We start from the raw sequence: 17,531 nt of genomic DNA, 5'->3' as shown, positions 1-17,531 counted from the left end.
GGGAAAGCAAAACGGCCGGCGGCAGGCCGGCCGGAATGCACAAAAAACCGAAGGAAGTAGTGAGTATCGAGTAGTTAGTAGGTAGTCATCCGGAGTGCCGGGCTGCCCCAAAGGCAGGCATCACCAACTAAATACGCCATACTGTATACTCACTACTGCTTAATTACTTAGCGTGCTCTTCGAGGTAGCTGATAGCCTGGCCCACGGTGCCGATGTTTTCGGCCTGGTCGTCGGGGATAGACACATTGAATTCTTTTTCAAACTCCATGATCAGCTCCACCGTGTCGAGCGAGTCGGCACCCAGGTCGTTGGTGAAAGAGGCCTCCGGAGTTACTTCCGACGCTTCTACGCCCAGTTTGTCGATGATGATGGCTTTTACTTTTTCTGCAATTTCAGACATTTCCGTGGGGGTTTAGAGAAAACTCGCCACAAATAACATCATCTTCCCTAACATTTTCAAACCTGCCCCCCGATTCTTCCGGGCACAAGATTCTGGCCAGGGTGGTTCGTTTCGGATAAGGGGATGTGTACTTTTGCGCATCACCGCTTCGGCACCTGTCTATGAAAACCCTCACGCTGGACGTAGAATATGAGTGCGACTTCGACCTGTTCGGGGTCGTTTCATCGAGCCGGGAGCACACGCTGGCTTGGCAGCTCAACCAGGCGCTGCGCCTGCGCCTAGTCAAGCAGCAGGACCTGATTTACGACCTGCTTCACCAGGGCCGGCTGGTTATCAGCAACTACCTGCACGCCACTGAGCACCTCACCCTACGCCTGCTACGCAACCGCTCCATCGACCCCTCGGTGCTGAAAAAGCCGTTTCTGGCGCCCGATGTCAAGGAATACGATTACCTGATTCAGGTGAATAACGGCAGCGGCCAGCTCGCCGCCGAGGCACTGCTAGCCGAGCTCACTACGCTGCCCGTGGTGCAGTACGCCTGCCAATTCGACCCGAATTCGTTGAAGTTTAAAGAAAATCTGCTCTTTTGAGTTTACAACGCCCGGCTCCAGCCTGGCGGGCCTTCTGAGCTACTTGTTTCACCTAGCCACTGTCGTGCGCCGACTCGCCAAGCTGGAGCTTGGTGCCCCCTTCTATGGAACCTCTGCCTCATTTTAATAAAACTAAAATCGTAGCCACGGTTGGACCGGCCTCCAACACCTACGAGAAACTAGGCATGCTCATGCGCGAAGGCGTGGACGTATTCCGCCTCAATTTCTCGCACGGCAGCCACGAAGACCACCTGTCGGTTATCAACACGGTGCGCCGCCTCAACAAAGACATGCGCACCAATGTGGGCCTGCTCCAGGACCTGCAGGGCCCCAAAATTCGCCTCGGCGAAGTGGAAGGCGGCGCCGTGGAAATCAAGGCCGGCGACAAGATCAAGCTGGTGTGCGGCGAAAAGGAAATCACCACGGCTACCCGCCTGAGCACCATCTACCTGGGCCTGGCCCGCGACGTGAAGCCCGGCGACATGATCCTCATCGACGACGGCAAGATTGAGCTGCGCGTGCTGGCCACCGACCGCGACAAAGAGGTGGACGTGGAAGTGATTTACGGCGGCCTCGTGAAGCCCCGCAAAGGCATCAACCTGCCCGACTCCGAAGTGTCGGCTCCGAGCATGACCGAGAAGGACATCGAGGACCTGAAATTCGGGCTGGCAAACGACGTGGATTGGGTGGCGCTGTCGTTTGCGCGCCGCGCCGAAGACATCCGCTTCATCAAGGGCCTGATTGCGGAGAGCGGCAAATCGGCCCGCGTGATTGCCAAGATTGAGACGCCGGAAGGCCTCAAAAACCTCGACGAAATCATTGCCATTGCCGACGCCGTGATGGTAGCCCGCGGCGACCTGGGCGTGGAGGTGAAGATGGAAGAGGTGCCGATGGCCCAGAAGCTGATTGTGGAGAAGTGCAACATTGCCGGCAAGCCGGTGATTGTGGCCACGCAGATGATGGAAAGCATGATTACGGCCCCCCGCCCCACCCGGGCCGAAACCAGCGACGTGGCCAACGCCGTCCTCGATGGGGCCGATGCCGTGATGCTGTCGGCGGAAACGGCCGTGGGCGCGTATCCGGCCGAGGTAATCCGCTCGATGGTGGGCACGATTCTGAGCGTGGAAACCCGCCGCGAGTCGCTGTATCACCGCTGGCACCCTATCTCGCCCGAGTCGCCGACGTTCATGGTCGACAGCGTGCTGTCGGCGGCCTGCCACCTGGCCAAGAACACGGGCGCCAAAGCCATTACCGGCATGACGCACCGCGGCTATACGGCTTTCCAGATTGCCAAATACCGCCCCAAGGCCAACATCTTCATCTTCACCGACAACCGCTCTTTGCTCACAACCCTGAGCCTGATCTGGGGTGTGCGCGGCTTCTATTACGACCGAATGGTGAGCACCGACAGCTCGGTTTCGGACATCAAGTACGCCCTGACCGCCACCGGCAACCTCAACAAAGGCGACGTATTCATCAACACCGCCTCCATGCCCATCAACGAGAAAGGCAAGACCAACATGGTGAAAGTAAGCGTAGCCTAACGCTGATGTAGCACAGGCTTTAGCCTGTGCCGCACAACACACGAAAAAGCCCGCCGGAATAGCTTCCGGCGGGCTTTTGGTTTTAGTGCTCAGTATGGAGTACCGAGTACTCAGTACCGAGTATTAAGGCAATCATCAAGCATCTCGATACTCCATACTAAATACTCGGCACTCACTACTCCCGCACGGCACAGGCTGAAGCCTATGCTACTTTTCCAACTGCAGGCGCAGGTGCTGCGGCCGCTCGCCGATGGCCTGTACCTCCACTACGTACATGCCGGCCGCCAGGGCCTGCAGGGGCAGCACCATGGCGGTTTGGCCGGCGGCCAGTGGCCAGGTGCCGGCCGTGCGCCCCAGCGCGTCGAGCAGGCGCACGGTGGTGGCGGTGCGAGCCGGGCCGGCCAGCGTGAGCGTGGCGCTGCTGCCCGCGGGGTTAGGATAGAGCTGGAACGTGGCCGCCGCCCGCGCCGCTCTGGTAGGCAGCAGCGTGGCGAAATCGGTGCGGGAGCCGCAGGTCTGCAGGGTGCCGCTGCTGGTACGGCGGGTATAGGTGAGCTGGTATTCCAAATCACGCACGAAGCCCACGCCCGGTGCGCTCAGGGTTTGCTGATTCAGGGCATCCAGCCCTGGCGTATAGCCAATACCGGTGCGGTTGTACAGCACTTCTGTCTGCAACGCCGCGGGCCCGCTACAGGCGCCGCCCGGCCGGTTGCTGACCACCGGATAGCCCATGAGCACCGCATTAAAAGGCAACTGCTGGTAAGCGTAGGACAGCAACGGGGCGCGCAACGGACTCAGCCGGTCGCTGCTGCTGCCACGCCACTGCCCGGTGCGCAGTGAGGCCGACATGCGCACCCGCGATACGGGCGAAACGGTAGTACTGGCAGGAACGCAGCCCGGCGCGCCACTATACACCGTTCGGCTTTGCTCCTGGCAGATGTAGGTCAGACTGTCGGCCGTGAGCTGACGCATGAGTATGCGGCGCAGTACGTTGCCGCTGCCGCACCCGATTGGATTGCTGGTGAACTGCGTGTACTGGTACCCCAGCTCGTCGCCTAGCTGCAGATTCAGCAGCGTGAGCGGGTTGTAGTAGCTGAGGCCGGCGGGTGCGGGGCGGCGGGCCAGGGTGAGCTGCCGGGCCGCTGGCACCCCAAACCGCAAATCAGCCGGTCCCGATACCAGCCCGTTGTTTTTGCTCAATACCACCAGCACGCCGGGATTATTGCCGGCCCGAAAAGTGGCTACGGAATCCTGCACACCATCAAGCATCATCGTGCCGCGTGACACCAGCGTGGTGGTTAAGCCATAATCGGTGAAAAAGCTGCTCCACGTATCACCAACGCGGGCAAACGGCTTCAATACCAAAGCGTAACTGAGACTCAGGCCGGTATCGGGGCCGCCGTCCCAGAACAGCACGTAGGTGCGCGTGGCGGGCGTGTAGCGCAGCTGCTGCCCGAATTGGTTGTTGCGAGCCTTCTGCCAGGCAAAGCTGCCGGTGCGCCGCATGATGCGGTTGAAGTAGTACACCGAGTCGGTGCCGTGCACGCCGGCTGAGTCGAGTCGCAGGGTCAGGACGGTGTCCGCAGAGGTACCGCGGAAGGCGTGCACGTCGCCGTTGGGCCGGAAAGGGCGCCAGTTCTGGGCGGTGGCGGGCAAGGCTGTGAGGCTGCTCAAGAGCAGCAATAATTGGTACAGATGTTTCATATAGCGCTAGGAAAAGATATGACTGCCAAAAGATAGGAAATAAACTATGCGCCCGAAACACGAGAAGGCCCCGCGCTTGCGCACGGGGCCTTCTCTATCAAAAGAGCAGAAAGTTACTGGTGCTGCTTAGGCGGCCAGCGACTTCACGAACTTAGCCAGCTTCGACTTATTGTTGGCGGCTTTGTTCTTGTGGATGATGTTCTTTTTGGCCAGGCGGTCCAGCATCGACGATACTTTCTTCAGCAGCTCCTGAGCAGCCGAAGCATCGGTGGTGGCGCGCAGCTTCTTAACAGCTGTGCGGGTAGATTTTGCCTGGTAACGGTTCAGCACGCGCTTAGCTTCGTTGGAACGGATGCGCTTGAGGGCTGACTTATGATTTGCCATGTGTAGGAGAAATGAACGTTCTGCTCGGTTTCAATTCGGATTGGGTGGGCAAAGGTAAGGGTTTGGATGGAAAGTGCAAACAGACCGCCCGGAATTTGCGCCTCGGACGCCGAATAATCTCGCGGGACTTGCTTACCTGAGCAGTAGGCATGCCGAACTTTATTTGTAAAACAGGGTTGACAATCGCGCCAGAAGCACTAAATTCTATACAGATCTGCCGGGCATCCTACCAACCACACCGCACCCTAGTTAGCCGCCCTCGCCCATGCCACTCGTTGCCGACTCCCGCTATCAGCCGCCGTTCTATATGTTCAACGGCCACCTGCAAACCATTGTGCCCAGCCTGTGGCGCGAGGTGCCGGAGGTACACTACCAGCGCGAGCGGGTGGAAACGGCCGACGGCGACTTTCTCGACCTCGACTGGTCGCGGCAGCCGCATGCCCCGGCCGATACGCTCTGCATCGTGTCGCACGGGCTGGAGGGCGACGCCTCGCGGCCGTATGTGCGCGGCATGGTGCGAGCCCTTAACCAGGCCGGCTTCGACGCGCTGGCCTGGAACTACCGCAGCTGCAGCGGCGAAATGAACCGCCTGCTCCGCTCCTACCACCTCGGTGACACCGACGACCTCGACTTTGTGGTGCGCCACGCCCTGGCCACGCCCCGCTACCAGCGCATCTTCCTGACTGGCTTTTCAGCCGGCGGCAATGTCACGCTCAAATACCTGGGCGAAAACCCGGCGCGGGTGCCGGACGAGGTGGAGCGCGCCGCCGTGTTTTCGGTTCCTACCGACCTCAGGGCCAGCTCCTATCACATCGGCCGCCTCGAAAACCGGGTGTACCTCAACCGCTTTCTGAAAACACTGCGCGGAAAGATGCGCCAGAAGGCGGCCCTGCTGCCCGACCAGATTGACCTCACCGACCTCGACCAGCTCCTGGATTTCCCACAATTCGACGACCGATTTACGGCACCGATGCACGGCTTCAAGTCGGCGGAGGACTATTACGAGCACGCCAGCTCCGGCCGCTACCTGAGCGGCATCCGCATCCCGACACTGCTCGTGAATGCCGAAAACGACCCGTTTCTGCCGCCTACCTGCTTCCCGCGCGACGCGGCCGCCCGCAGCGAGTTCGTGTTCCTGGAAACGCCCTCCGACGGCGGCCACGTGGGCTTCGGCGAAGGCACGCCGGACGGCGCGTACTATTCCGAGCGCCGCGCCGTGGAGTTCCTGACGGCCGCCGTGCCGGCCTGACTTTTTAGCGGCCGGATGGCACGAACACTACCTTCTTAGTTTCGAAGAAATCCTCGGTGTAGAAGTCGCTCAGGTTGTGGATGGTGGCCTTCAGACCCGATTCGTCGATTTCCTCGGTCAGGTCGCCACCTTTGAGGTAGTAGAGGCCACTGTTGGACGCGGCTTCGTGCTGGGGCTTGTAGCGGTGCGCAATCCAAGTGTGGAAGGTGGCTAGGCGCGCCACGGCGCGGCTCACCACGTAGTCGTATTTGGGGCGCAGCTGCTCGGCGCGGGTCTGCTCGGCCGTGACGTTGGTGAGGCCCAGGTCGCGGGCCATTTCCTGCACGGCATGAATCTTCTTGCCGATGCTGTCGACCAGATGAAACTTCACCTCCGGAAACAGAATGGCCAGCGGCAAACCGGGCAGGCCGCCGCCCGTACCCACATCCAGCACCGACGAGCCCGGTACAAACTCCACCACCTTGGCAATGCCCAGCGAGTGCAGAAAATGCCGCTCGGCCAGGTTATCGACGTCGGTGCGGGCTACCAGGTTAAGCCGCTCGTTCCAGCCGCGAAACTCGGTATCGAGCTGGCTGAACAGCTGGCGCTGGTGGTCGGTGAGGTGCGGGAAGTAGTGGGGAAGCATGTGCATAGTGGGGCAAAGGTAAACACCGACGGCATCTGTCATCCTGAGCTTGCGAAAGACCTTATCACGTTGAACTGACTCGGTCAGCGGCAATGCAGACGTGATAAGATCCTTCGCAAGCTCAGAATGACGGGATAAAAAAAGCCCCTTGCGGGGCTTTTTTTACTTATATGATTTCCTTTTTATTTTTCACCATGTCATAAAGCAGCTCGCGGGCGCGGTGCAGCTGGGCTTTCACGGTGCCAAGGGGCGCTTTCAGCTCCTGGGCAATTTCCTCGTAGCTCAGCTCATCGAAGTAGCGCAGCGTCACGAGGCGCTGATACTTATCAGGCAGCCGGGACACCACGTGCTGCATGATTTCGATCTTCTGGTTTTTGATGGTCGTCTCCTGCGGGTTCAGGTTCTGGTCGCGGAAGTCGATGGTGATTTCGTCGCCGTTGTCAATCTTGATGGCCGAGTCGATGGACATCGTTTTGATTTTATTCTTGCGGATAAAATCAATGCAGTTGTTGGTGGCGATGCGAAACAGCCAAGTGCTGAAGGCAAACTCGGGGTTGAACTTGTGCAGGTTGCGGAAGGCCTTGGCGAAGGCTTCGATGGTAAGGTCGTCGGCGTCGTCGGGGTTGCGCACCATCTTCAGCACCACGTGGTACACCGGCTTCTTGTAAATCTGCATCAGCTCAGCGTACGCCTTTTCGTCGCTGTTTTCCACGGCGGCGCGGATCAGCTTGAAGTCGTGCTTGGCTTTGGCAGAGAATTGTTTTTCCTGATTATTTACTTCCATCGGAGGTTGCGGTAGAGGAACAGCGACATTCCTAAAGCGAGATAATAAAAAAAGTAGACAACGTCTAACACCGGCAGCAGCGCCACCGGCAATGGGTCATCGAGGCGCCGGCTCAGACGCTGGTAGGTGGCGCACACCAGGCCGGTGCGTACCACCCAGAGGCCGGCCAAAGGTATCCAATCGGGCTGGGAAAACAGCAACCCTAAACTAACCGCGTAGAAAAGCAGATTGCTTCCGATAAAGTTTCCCAACCGCAGCCGGTCGGCCAGACGGTAGCTGCGGCCGGCCGACAGATGCCGCCGTTTCTGCCGCCACCAGCCGCCCCAGGTGGTGGCGGGTTCGCTGAGCGTGTGGGCCACCGGCTCGGCCACCACTGCCACGCGCGCACCCCGCGCCACGGCATCCTGCACCAGCAGGTCGTCGTCGCCGGACAGGCTGCGGATGTGGGAAGCAAAGCCCTTAGTTGTGGCAAAGACCCCGCGGGTATAGGCCAGGTTGCGCCCCACGCCCATGTAGGGCTGGCCGCGCCACGCAAACGAGAGGTACTGCGCGCCGGTCAGCAGGGTTTCAAACCGCACCAGCTTGTTGAGAAAACCGGGCTCGGCGGCGTAGGCCGAGTAGCCCAGCACCATATCGGCGGGCTGCCGGAAGCCGGCGGCCAAGTGCTGCACCCACTGGTTGGTGGCCGGAATGCAGTCGGCATCGGTGAAGAGCAGCTGCGGGTAGCGGGCCGACTTGATTCCCAGCGTGAGGGCGTATTTTTTGGGCGACAGGCCGTCGGGCGTGCGGCCGATGGTGACGAGGCGGAAGTTGGGGTAGTACTGGCTGAGCTGCTGGGCGTAGAGGTAAGTATCGTCCTCCGACCGGTCGTCGATGAGCACGATTTCCAAGCCGGCGGGATACTCTTGCCGGAGCAGCAGCGGCAGCAGGCGGCGCAGGTTTTCCAGCTCGTTATGGGCGCACACCAGCACCGAAACCGGCTCGGCCCCGGCCTCGGTGGGCTCGGGCGGGCGGGTGGCGAAGGGCCAGAAGTAGTAGGCGGCGTAGTAGAGCTGCACCAGCACCGTGGCCAGCAGCAGCCAAAGGGCCGGGGAGAAATGAACGGGCAACACGCAGCGTGGGAATTAGCCCGCAAAAGTAGGCATTCGGGATGGGCCGAGTACCTTTGCACGCATAATCAGTTGGCAGTTGCTCGTTGTCAGTTGGCAGTTTGTTCTTCCGATCATAGCAAGGACTATCTGACAATTGACCACCAGCAACCGACCACCGGCTACTGCCCCACCATGACTTTCGACTTAGTAACGCAAGACCCGCACACCAAAGCCCGCGCCGGGGTGGTGCACACGGCCCACGGCGCCATCGAAACGCCCATTTTCATGCCCGTCGGGACGGTCGGCACCGTGAAGGCCGTGCAGCAGCGCGACCTCAAGGACGAGGTGCAGGCCCAGATCATCCTTGGCAACACCTACCACCTCTACCTGCGCCCCGGCCTAGAGGTGCTCAGCAAGGCCGGCGGCCTGCACAAGTTCAACGGCTGGGACCGGCCCATTCTCACCGACTCGGGCGGCTACCAAGTGTACTCGCTCAGCGGCACGCGCAAGATCAAGGAGGAAGGCGTGAAGTTCCGCTCCCACATCGACGGCTCGCAGCATTTGTTCTCGCCCGAGGGCGTGATGGATATTCAGCGCACCATCGGGGCCGACATCATCATGGCCTTCGACGAGTGCACGCCCTGGCCCTGCGAGTACGACTACGCGGCCCGCTCCCTCGACATGACCCACCGCTGGCTGAAGCGCTGCATTGCCCGCTTCGACAGCACCGAAGGCCACTACGGCTACCAGCAGACCCTGTTCCCGATTGTGCAGGGCTCCACGTTCAAGGACCTGCGCGTGCGCTCGGCCGAGTTCATTGCCGAGCAGGGGCGCGAGGGCAACGCCATCGGCGGGCTGAGCGTGGGCGAGCCGGCCGAGATGATGTACGAAATGACCGAAATCGTCTGCGACATTCTGCCCAAGGACAAGCCGCGCTACCTGATGGGCGTGGGCACGCCGGCCAATATTCTGGAGAACATTGCGTTGGGCGTGGATATGTTCGACTGCGTGATGCCGACCCGCAACGCCCGCAACGGCATGCTGTTCACCACCCAGGGCATCATGAACGTGACCAACAAGAAGTGGGCGCTGGATTTCGAGCCGATTGACGCCGAACTCGGTGGCCACGTCAGCACGTTTTACTCGCGCAGCTACCTGCGGCACCTGTTCCAGAGCAAGGAAATGCTGGGGCCGCAGCTGGCCTCCATCCACAACCTGAGCTTCTACCTGTGGCTGGTGAAGCAGGCCCGGGAGCAGATCCTGGCCGGCACCTTCCGCGAGTGGAAGGAGAAGATGGTGAAGCAGGTGATGACGCGGCTGTAAATCGCTGATTCGCGCTGATTAACCGTGATTTCGCTGATTCCCACCTTTCGACAATCGCTGATTCGCGCTGATTAATCGTGATTTCACTGATTTTCACCTTTTGACAGTTGAATTACTGCAACAGCGAGCTTTCTTCCTGCCCTTGTCGATTCCTGCATTTTCGCTGATTTTGCGAATCGATATTTCAACTTCCAAAATCAGCTAAATCACGGTTAATCAGCGCGAATCAGCGATTTATGCGAATTCTCGATAAATACATTCTCCAGAAATTCCTCACGGCCTTCTTCTTCACGGTGCTGGTGCTGGTGATGGTGATTTGCGTGATTGACTTCACAGAGAAGAACGACAATTTCATTCAGCACAACTTGGGCGCGTGGCAGATCATCACGGAGTATTACGTGAACCTGTTTCCGTATTACGCCAACCTGCTCTCCCCCATCACCGTGTTTATTGCGGTGGTGTTCGTGACGGCGCAGCTGGCGGCGCGTACCGAAATCGTGGCCATTCTGTCGTCGGGCGTGAGCTTCAAGCGGCTGCTGGTGCCCTACCTGATGGGCAGCTTCGTGCTGGGCGTCGCCACCGTTGCCCTCACCGGCTGGATCATTCCGTACGCCAACAAGACGCGGGTGGAGTTTGAGCGCAAGTACGTTAAGAATCCCTACCGCTTCAAGGGGCGCGACGTGCACATGAAGATCGGGCCCAGCAGCTACGCCTTCATGGAAAGCTACGACAACGTCAACAACATCGGCTACAAGTTTGCGCTCGAAACCATTGAGGGCACGCTGCTCAAGCGCCGCATGACGGCCGAGGCCATCACCTGGGACTCTACCAAGCGGGCCTGGCGCCTCTCGCCGCAGCTGGTGCGCACGTTCCGGGGCCAGAAGGAGGTGCTGCTGTCGTTGCCGGCCCGCGACACCACGCTCAACCTCTTCCCCAAGGACTTCGCCAGCACCTACCGCCTGAGCGAAACCATGACGCTGCCCGAACTGAACCGCTACATTCAGCAGAAAATAGACCGCGGCTCCGACGACACGCAGGTGTACCTGAGTGAGAAATACGAGCGGTACGCCTACCCCTACGCCATCTTCATCCTCACCATCATCGGCGTGATTATGAGCGCCCGCAAGAGCCGCGCCGGCGTGGGCGGGCAGATTGCGCTGGGCTTCGTGCTGGCCTTTGTGTTCATCATCTTCGTGATTCTGAGCCGCAACTTCGCGCAGGTCGGCTCCCTTTCGCCGCTGCTGGCCGCCTGGATTCCAAGCATCGTTTTCACCGGCATCGGGCTGGTGCTCTACCGCGTGGTGCCACGTTAAAGAGTAACTGAGTAAGGGAGTAGCTGAGTAAGGACTCCTTGCTGGAAAAGCTTACTCAGCTGCTCAATTACTCGATTTTACTCAGCTACTCCCTTACTCAGTTACTCCATGCTGAAAGACTACCTCCGCCTGCATTTTATCGTCCTGCTTTGGGGCTTTACGGCCATTCTGGGCAAGCTGATATCGGTGCCGCCGGTGGAGCTGGTGTTCTGGCGTACGCTGCTGGCCGCCTCGGGGCTGGCGGTGCTGCTGGTGGCGCGCCGCCAGCCCTGGCACGTGGCCGGCCGCGAGGCGCTGAAGATGCTGGGCATCGGGGTGCTGGTGGCCGCCCACTGGATTACGTTTTTCCTGGCCGCCCGCCTGTCATCGGTGAGTGTGTGCCTGGCCGGGCTGGCCACGCTGGCGCTGTGGACCTCGCTGCTGGAGCCGCTGGTGCTGTGGCGGCGGGTGCGCCCGTATGAAGTGGGTTTGGGCCTGCTCACGATGGCAGGCCTGTACTTGGTGTCGCAGGCCGAGCTGGACCAGATGGCTGGCTTGCTGGTGGCTATTGTGTCGGCGGGGCTGTCGGCCCTGTTCAGCGTGCTCAACTCCCAGTTGGTGAAGCGCCACACGCCGTTTCAGCTTACGCTGTATGAAATGACCGGCGCCTGCCTGAGCATCGTGCTGTTTATGCCTGTGTACAGCCACTATTTCACCGACGGCCGGGGGCTGCAGCTGGGCCTGCAGGGCCTCGACTGGCTGTGGCTGCTGCTGCTGGCCGGCGTGTGCACGGTGTATGCGTTTTCCGCATCGGTAGAGCTGATGAAGCGCATTTCGGCCTTCGTCGTGAACCTGACCATCAACCTGGAGCCGGTGTATGGCATTCTGCTGGCCGTGCTCATGTACACGCTGCGCATCCCCGGCTTCGGTCAGGAAAAGCTATCCACCGGCTTCTACCTGGGCACCGTGGTCATCCTGCTCAGCGTGCTCATCCACCCCGTCCTCGACCAGTGGATGAAGCGCCGCCAGCGTAAAGCTGAAGCCGCCGAGGTGTTGGTGGGCAAGTAGCCCGACGGTAGCACGATAGTAGCGCGAACTTTGTAGTTCGCGCTACTGCTGTATTACAGCCGCCCCCGCCACACCTGATACTCCGTCGGCAGCTCCAGTTGCGGCGGCAGCTCCAGGCCCGGAAACAGGCCGTACACCGCCGAGCCGGAGCCGGAGAGACTGGCGTACACCGCACCAGCGTCATAAAGCTGCTGCTTGATGTTAGCCAGAACGGGATAAAAAGGCGTCAACGCGTCCTCGAAGTCGTTGCTGACGGTGTCGCGCCATGTGTTGAGGGGCTGGCTGAGGGCCGTGCGCAGGTCGTGGCGCGGGTTGCGGGGCTGCACGCGGCTGTACGCTTCGGCGGTGCTGATGTGCAGGCCGGGGTACACCACCAGGCAGGCCATGCCGGTCAGGTCCAGCGAAACGGGCTCAAATACGTCGCCTTTCTCGTAGGCAAAAACCGGTTTGTTGCGAATAAAAAAGGCGCAGTCGGAGCCCAGCCGGCGGGCGTAGCTTTCCAGGGTTTCGGCGGACAGGTTCAGCGTAAATTGCTCGTTGAGGGCCCGCAGCGCAAACGCGGCATCGGCCGAGCCGCCGCCCAGCCCGGCCCCAATGGGCACCACCTTATGCAGGTGCAGCTGCACGGGCGGCAGGTCGAAATCGGCCTGCAGCAGCTCGTAGGCCCGCACGCAGAGGTTGGTGGCCGGGTCGCTGGGGATGGGCAGGCCGGTGAGCGTCAGGGCCGTGTCGGCGCCGGCCGGGGCGGGCAGCACCTCCAGCGCATCGGCCCACGGCAGCGGCACAAACACCGATTCGAGGTTGCGGAAGCCGTCGGGCCGCTGGCTGGTGATGTACAGGCCCAGGTTGAGTTTGGCGTTCGGAAAAACGAGCATGGCGCAAATGTAGTGCTAGCTTTGCGGATGCGGCCGCCGCAGCGGCCGGCATTTTTTGCGTCGCAACCGCCATTGGCCCCGCCGTTTTTTCGTTAGCTGCGCTGAGCCGTGGCCGGCCCCGACCAGAGCCGTTTCCCAAACCACTTCCACCGCCGCCCGCGTATGTCTACCGCTGCTACCTGGTACCGCCGCTGGGGCAAGCGCCTGCTGGATGTAGCACTGGCCGGACCGCTGCTGCTGCTGGCACTGCCGCTGCTGCTGCCCGTGGCGCTGGCGCTGGCCGTCCAGAACGGCGGGCCGTGGCTGTTTCGGCAGGCGCGACCGGGCCGGCACGGGCACCTGTTCACGCTCTACAAGCTCCAGACCATGACCTCCACCCGCGACGCCCACGGCCAGCTGCTGCCCGATGCCGCGCGCCTGCCGCGCCTGGGCCGCTGGGTGCGCGCCACTAGCCTCGATGAGCTGCCCCAGCTGTGGAACGTGCTGCGCGGCCACATTAGCCTGATCGGCCCCCGGCCGCTGCTGCCCGAGTACCTGCCGCTGTACTCCGCCACGCAGGCCCGCCGCCACGAGGTGAGGCCCGGAATTACGGGCTGGGCGCAAGTAAACGGGCGCAACGCCATCAGCTGGGAACAGAAATTTCTCTACGACGTCTGGTACGTCGATAACCTCAGCCTGCGCCTCGACCTGCGGATTCTGCTGCGTACCGTAGGCCGCGTGCTGGGGGCCCACGGCATCACGGCAGCCGGCCAGGCTACCACCGAAGCCTTCCGGGGCTCTTCTACTGTTTGATGCACGCCATGCCCGTTTCTGCCTCCCCTGCTTCTGCTGCGCCGCTGGCCCCGCTCGTTATTTTTGGCGCGGGCGGGCTGGGGCGCGAAGTACTGATGCTGGTTCACCAGATCAATGCCGCCGCGCCCACCTGGCATGTTCTGGGATTTTATGATGACGCGCCCATCACCGCCGCCACCGCCCTGCACGGCCTGCCCTACCTCGGCACCGCCGCCGACCTCAACGCCACGCCCGGGCCGCTGCACGTGGCCGTGGCCGTGGGCAGCAGCAGCAGCCGGGCCGCCGTAGTAGCCCGCCTCACATCCCCCAACCTCTCCTTCCCCACCCTTATTCACCCCGGCGTGGCGTGCGCCCCGTACCAGCAGCTCCGGATCGGGGCCGGCTGCATCATCAGCCAGGGCTGCATTCTCACCTGCGACATCACGCTGGGCCGCCACGTGCTGCTCAACCTGGGCTGCACCATCGGCCACGACGCCGTGCTGGAAGATGGCTGCTCGCTGATGCCGCACGTCAACGTGGGCGGCGAAGCCCACTTGGGCGCGGGCGTCTACCTCGGCACCAACGCCACCGTCCTCCACCAGGTAAAAATTGGGGCGGGCACCATCCTGGGCGCGGGCGCCGTAGCCATCCGCGACCTGCCGGCCCACTGTACGGCCGTGGGCGTGCCGGCTCAAATTATCAAACAGCATGTAGCATAACCCCGCCCGTTGCCGTTTACCTCCTGCTACAGGCACTTATTCCACTACCTGAGAATGGCGGCCTGCCGGCCCTGTTTTCGTGTTTCCCCGCTTACAGTTTAGGCCAGAGCCTGAGCTATACTTTCTCCGATGCGCAGCCAGGATTACGACCGAATTTACCTTTCCCCGCCCCACCTCGGCCGCCACGAGCTGAACTACCTGCACAAGGCCATCGAAGACAACTGGGTGGCCCCGGCCGGCCCCAACCTGGATGGATTTGAGCGCGACATCTGCGAGTTTACGGGCGCGGCGCACTGCGTGGCCCTCACCTCGGGCACGGCCGCCATTCACCTGGGTCTGCGGCTGCTGGGCGTCGGCCCCGGCGATACGGTGCTGTGCCCATCGTTTACGTTTGTGGCCACCGCCAACCCCATCAGCTACCTCGGGGCCACGCCGGTGTTCATCGACAGCGAAGCCACCACCTGGAACCTGTGCCCGCAGCGGCTGCGCGAGGCCATCGAGGCCAGCCTCCGGCAGGGCCGCCGCCCCAAAGCCCTCATCATCGTGCACCTGTATGGCATGCCGTGTCAGCTGCGCGAAATCCTGGCTATAGCTGCCGAATTTGACATTCCGATACTGGAAGATGCCGCCGAAGCCCTGGGCGCCCGCTACGACGGCCAGCCGCTGGGCACCTTCGGGGCAGTGGGCGTTTTCTCCTTCAACGGCAACAAGATCCTGACCACCAGCGGCGGCGGCGCCCTCGTCACCAACAACGCCGACTGGGACAAAAAGGCCCGCTTCTGGGCTACCCAGGCCAAGGACGATGCCCCGCACTACCAGCACTCCGAGCTGGGCTACAACTACCGCCTCAGCAACCTGCTGGCCGGCATCGGGCGCGGCCAGATGGGGCTGCTGGATGACCGGGTGAAAAAGCGCCGCGAGATATTCAGCTGGTACCAGAAGCATCTGGCCGACCTGCCGGGCCTGTCATTCGGGCCCGCCGAGCCCACCGGAGGCCGCGCCAACCGCTGGCTGACCTGCGTGCTACTCGACCCCACCCAAACCACCGTCACGCCGGAGCTGCTGCGGCAGCACCTGGAAGCCCGCAACATCGAGAGCCGGCCGCTGTGGAAGCCGCTGCACCTGCAGCCGCTCTTTGCTGGTGTGCCCATGTTCGGCGGTGAGGTTTGTGCCGATTTATTTACCCACGGCTTATGCCTCCCTTCGGGCTCGGCCCTTACCGAAGCCGACCTGCAGCGCATTGCGGAAACCATCCGCGACGCCTTTGCCTGCCACCACCACGCCTGACAGCCCCTGCCCGCTGCCGGTGGCCGCCAAACGCAAACGGGCCGCGCCTGTTGCAGCAGGCGCGGCCCGGGAGCAGCTTTGAGCAGGAAAGTGGAGCCCGGCCGCCGGAAAAGGCAGACCGGCCAGCACACCACCTGTCAGGGGCTAACCAGGTTGAGGCTCAGGTTGAAGTACAACGGGTTGCCCAGCTCGTTTTCATACAGCGGGTCGTTGTCGCCGCTGGGGTTCTGCTTGCTGAAGGCATCGAAGCGGTAGTTGTAGCGGAAACCCGCCTGCGCCGACAGCCACACGAAGCCCGCCAGCTGGCGCTCGTAGGTGATGCGCGGCTTCAACTCGCCGCGCCGCAGGTACACGTCCTGGCCGTTCACGGGGCCTAGGTAGTAGGCGTTGCCTTCCAGCTCGTAGCCGAGCATGAGCAGCGAGTTGGCCCCGAAGCTGCGCCGCACGTTCACGCGGGCCGGGAAGATGGCCTCCACGCCCCACTTCGGGTTGAAGGTGCGGAAGTAGTACACCACCGGAATGTGCAGCAGCTGCCCGGCCCGGTAGGTGCGCGTCAGGCCCAGGCCCCACATATACGATTCGCTGGGTTTCCAGCCGTAGATGGCCGTGCCGCTGTAGGTCAGGGCCTTGGTGCTGATGGCGTCGAAGTTGCGGTAGGTACCGTTCAGGTCGACGTTGCCCTGCACCAGCAGGAAGTTCTTGTCGTTGAGCGGCCGAAACACCGTGGCGTTGAAACCCGTGGAGCGCAGCCCGTCTTCCAGACGCCGAAACAGCGGTATACGCTCGGCGTTGGCTACCCGCACGCCGGTATTCCAGTACGTGAGGCCCAGGTTTAGAATCAGGCTGGAATTGGATATCACCGGGGCATTAAAGCCCAGGCGCAGGCCTGCGAAGCGGTCCACCTGCTCGGTAACCTTTTGAGGACCGCCGGTAGTATTTGTCAAAGGGCCGATCGACGTCAGATCAAAGGGCAGCTGCGCCTCGTAGCCCACCGAAATCAGCTTGGTGGGGCTTTGCAGCAGTACTTTCTGGCTGGCGTAGGGGCGGTTGGCGGTGGCGTCGGCATTGCCGAAGCTGCTGAAATCGTCCAGCCCCAGCGAGTCGGCGGGGGCGGTGGGCAGGTCCTGGGCCCAGGCCGGCGCGGCCAGCACCGTGCTCAGCGCCAGAAGGGCGCCGGGAAGCAGGAAACGGGAGAGATGCTGCATGAGGCTACTTCTTTACCTGCCGCTTCCACACGTCGGTCCGGCCGAAGAGCGACACCCCGATGTAGCCACGCACTTCCAGCGTGTTCGGGTCGGTCAGGGCCATCTCGCAGGAATAGTCGCTGCCGTTTTTGGGGTCGTAGATCTGGCCGCCCTCCCACTTATTTTCCCCAACGTACTTGAAGTCGCGCATGTTCACCAGGCCGCGCAAAGGCTTGGTGCGGGCCGATTCGGTGGGGTTGTTGACGTCGGTGCGGGGCGTGCCGTCGGGGTTGTTGAGCACTTTCAGCCACACAATACGGCCGAAGTACTTGTCGCCGCTTTTGTAGATCTGAATCATACCCGTTCCTTCCCCGTTTTTCCACACGCCCAGTACGGCGTCGGGGTTATCTGCCAGGGCGGCGGCCGCCGTCAGCACAACAAGCAGTAAAGTGAGCAGGCTTTGTTTGATCAGCTTCATAATAGGTACTGAAAAAAGAGGGTGAGAGGAGAAAAGAGGAGCAATGATTTTCCAAATAGAAGTAATAAAACAGAATCATAATAATGTTAATCTCCTTTTAATATTATTATAACGCTATTTTAATCTTCTCTCTCAGGCACTGCTGCCAACAGGAAGCCGGGCG

At 61.5% G+C, this 17,531-nt stretch carries 18 protein-coding genes; 9 read left to right on the top strand and 9 right to left on the bottom strand.

Translation table 11 applies throughout. From position 1 onward, the window contains the following. Window positions 1-163: 163 nt before the first annotated feature. A complete protein-coding gene (locus tag O3303_RS19110) occupies window positions 164-400 on the bottom strand; it encodes an acyl carrier protein (protein ID WP_019948606.1) in 237 nt (78 codons plus the stop codon). A 161-nt stretch (window positions 401-561) separates the two neighbouring features. On the opposite strand from O3303_RS19110, the gene O3303_RS19105 reads away from it, so the two are divergent. After that, window positions 562-990: an IPExxxVDY family protein gene (locus O3303_RS19105; protein WP_269559962.1), complete on the top strand. Its 429-nt coding sequence runs from the start codon at window positions 562-564 to the stop codon at window positions 988-990. Window positions 991-1,094: 104 nt separating this feature from the next. Further along, on the top strand, window positions 1,095-2,534 hold the full coding sequence (pyk, locus tag O3303_RS19100) for a pyruvate kinase (protein WP_269559961.1): 1,440 nt from the start codon (window positions 1,095-1,097) through the stop codon (window positions 2,532-2,534). A 207-nt stretch (window positions 2,535-2,741) separates the two neighbouring features. Here the strand turns inward: pyk and O3303_RS19095 are convergent, their stop codons facing one another. Together O3303_RS19095 and rpsT are read right to left on the bottom strand one after the other, a co-directional pair. Further along, on the bottom strand, window positions 2,742-4,238 hold the full coding sequence (locus tag O3303_RS19095; protein ID WP_269559960.1) for a T9SS type A sorting domain-containing protein: 1,497 nt from the start codon (window positions 4,236-4,238) through the stop codon (window positions 2,742-2,744). 126 nt (window positions 4,239-4,364) lie between these two features. Continuing rightward, window positions 4,365-4,622: a 30S ribosomal protein S20 gene (rpsT, locus tag O3303_RS19090; RefSeq protein WP_044013973.1), complete on the bottom strand. Its 258-nt coding sequence runs from the start codon at window positions 4,620-4,622 to the stop codon at window positions 4,365-4,367. 265 nt (window positions 4,623-4,887) lie between these two features. Here rpsT and O3303_RS19085 point away from each other — a divergent pair, with 265 nt between their 5' ends. Then, window positions 4,888-5,871: a YheT family hydrolase gene (locus O3303_RS19085; protein WP_269559959.1), complete on the top strand. Its 984-nt coding sequence runs from the start codon at window positions 4,888-4,890 to the stop codon at window positions 5,869-5,871. Between the two features lie 4 nt (window positions 5,872-5,875). Here O3303_RS19085 and rsmG read toward each other — a convergent pair whose 3' ends face one another. The 3 genes from rsmG to O3303_RS19070 all read right to left on the bottom strand — a co-directional run bounded on the left by rsmG (window position 5,876) and on the right by O3303_RS19070 (window position 8,392). After that, on the bottom strand, window positions 5,876-6,502 hold the full coding sequence (gene rsmG / locus O3303_RS19080) for a 16S rRNA (guanine(527)-N(7))-methyltransferase RsmG (RefSeq protein WP_269559958.1): 627 nt from the start codon (window positions 6,500-6,502) through the stop codon (window positions 5,876-5,878). A gap of 160 nt (window positions 6,503-6,662) precedes the next feature. Continuing rightward, on the bottom strand, window positions 6,663-7,280 hold the full coding sequence (locus O3303_RS19075) for an RNA polymerase sigma factor (RefSeq protein ID WP_269559957.1): 618 nt from the start codon (window positions 7,278-7,280) through the stop codon (window positions 6,663-6,665). Further along, entirely contained in the window at window positions 7,271-8,392 is a 1,122-nt protein-coding gene (locus O3303_RS19070) for a glycosyltransferase (protein WP_269559956.1), read from the bottom strand. The genes O3303_RS19075 and O3303_RS19070 overlap by 10 nt, the downstream gene beginning before the upstream one ends. 171 nt (window positions 8,393-8,563) lie before the next feature. Between O3303_RS19070 and tgt the strand changes: the two genes are divergently transcribed. The 3 genes from tgt to O3303_RS19055 all read left to right on the top strand — a co-directional run bounded on the left by tgt (window position 8,564) and on the right by O3303_RS19055 (window position 12,054). Further along, window positions 8,564-9,694, top strand: coding sequence for a tRNA guanosine(34) transglycosylase Tgt (gene tgt, locus O3303_RS19065; RefSeq protein ID WP_269559955.1), 1,131 nt, complete (start codon window positions 8,564-8,566; stop codon window positions 9,692-9,694). Window positions 9,695-9,930: 236 nt separating this feature from the next. Continuing rightward, window positions 9,931-11,007 carry an LptF/LptG family permease gene (locus O3303_RS19060; RefSeq protein WP_269559954.1) on the top strand — a complete coding sequence of 359 codons (1,077 nt, stop codon included), beginning with the start codon at window positions 9,931-9,933 and terminating at the stop codon, window positions 11,005-11,007. 108 nt (window positions 11,008-11,115) lie between these two features. Beyond that, the gene (locus tag O3303_RS19055) at window positions 11,116-12,054 is read left to right on the top strand and encodes a DMT family transporter (protein ID WP_269559953.1); all 939 of its coding nucleotides are present in this window, start codon (window positions 11,116-11,118) and stop codon (window positions 12,052-12,054) included. 53 nt (window positions 12,055-12,107) lie between these two features. On the opposite strand, the gene ispE is transcribed toward O3303_RS19055, so the two are convergent. Next, complete coding sequence (gene ispE, locus O3303_RS19050) at window positions 12,108-12,929, bottom strand: 4-(cytidine 5'-diphospho)-2-C-methyl-D-erythritol kinase (protein WP_269559952.1); 822 nt, start codon at window positions 12,927-12,929, stop codon at window positions 12,108-12,110. 162 nt (window positions 12,930-13,091) lie between these two features. Here ispE and O3303_RS19045 point away from each other — a divergent pair, with 162 nt between their 5' ends. The 3 genes from O3303_RS19045 to O3303_RS19035 all read left to right on the top strand — a co-directional run bounded on the left by O3303_RS19045 (window position 13,092) and on the right by O3303_RS19035 (window position 15,706). Next, the gene (locus O3303_RS19045; RefSeq protein WP_269559951.1) at window positions 13,092-13,721 is read left to right on the top strand and encodes a sugar transferase; all 630 of its coding nucleotides are present in this window, start codon (window positions 13,092-13,094) and stop codon (window positions 13,719-13,721) included. A gap of 8 nt (window positions 13,722-13,729) precedes the next feature. Further along, window positions 13,730-14,419: an acetyltransferase gene (locus O3303_RS19040; protein ID WP_269559950.1), complete on the top strand. Its 690-nt coding sequence runs from the start codon at window positions 13,730-13,732 to the stop codon at window positions 14,417-14,419. A gap of 129 nt (window positions 14,420-14,548) precedes the next feature. After that, the gene (locus O3303_RS19035; protein ID WP_269559949.1) at window positions 14,549-15,706 is read left to right on the top strand and encodes a DegT/DnrJ/EryC1/StrS family aminotransferase; all 1,158 of its coding nucleotides are present in this window, start codon (window positions 14,549-14,551) and stop codon (window positions 15,704-15,706) included. A 137-nt stretch (window positions 15,707-15,843) separates the two neighbouring features. Here the strand turns inward: O3303_RS19035 and O3303_RS19030 are convergent, their stop codons facing one another. Beyond that, a complete protein-coding gene (locus tag O3303_RS19030) occupies window positions 15,844-16,911 on the bottom strand; it encodes a DUF6268 family outer membrane beta-barrel protein (protein ID WP_269559948.1) in 1,068 nt (355 codons plus the stop codon). Between the two features lie 4 nt (window positions 16,912-16,915). After that, window positions 16,916-17,368: a DUF2147 domain-containing protein gene (locus tag O3303_RS19025; protein ID WP_269559947.1), complete on the bottom strand. Its 453-nt coding sequence runs from the start codon at window positions 17,366-17,368 to the stop codon at window positions 16,916-16,918. Window positions 17,369-17,531 lie beyond the last annotated feature (163 nt).

This window comes from Hymenobacter canadensis (assembly GCF_027359925.1).
Lineage (GTDB): Bacteria > Bacteroidota > Bacteroidia > Cytophagales > Hymenobacteraceae > Hymenobacter > Hymenobacter canadensis.
This window is presented reverse-complemented; position numbering and strand designations above follow the sequence as displayed.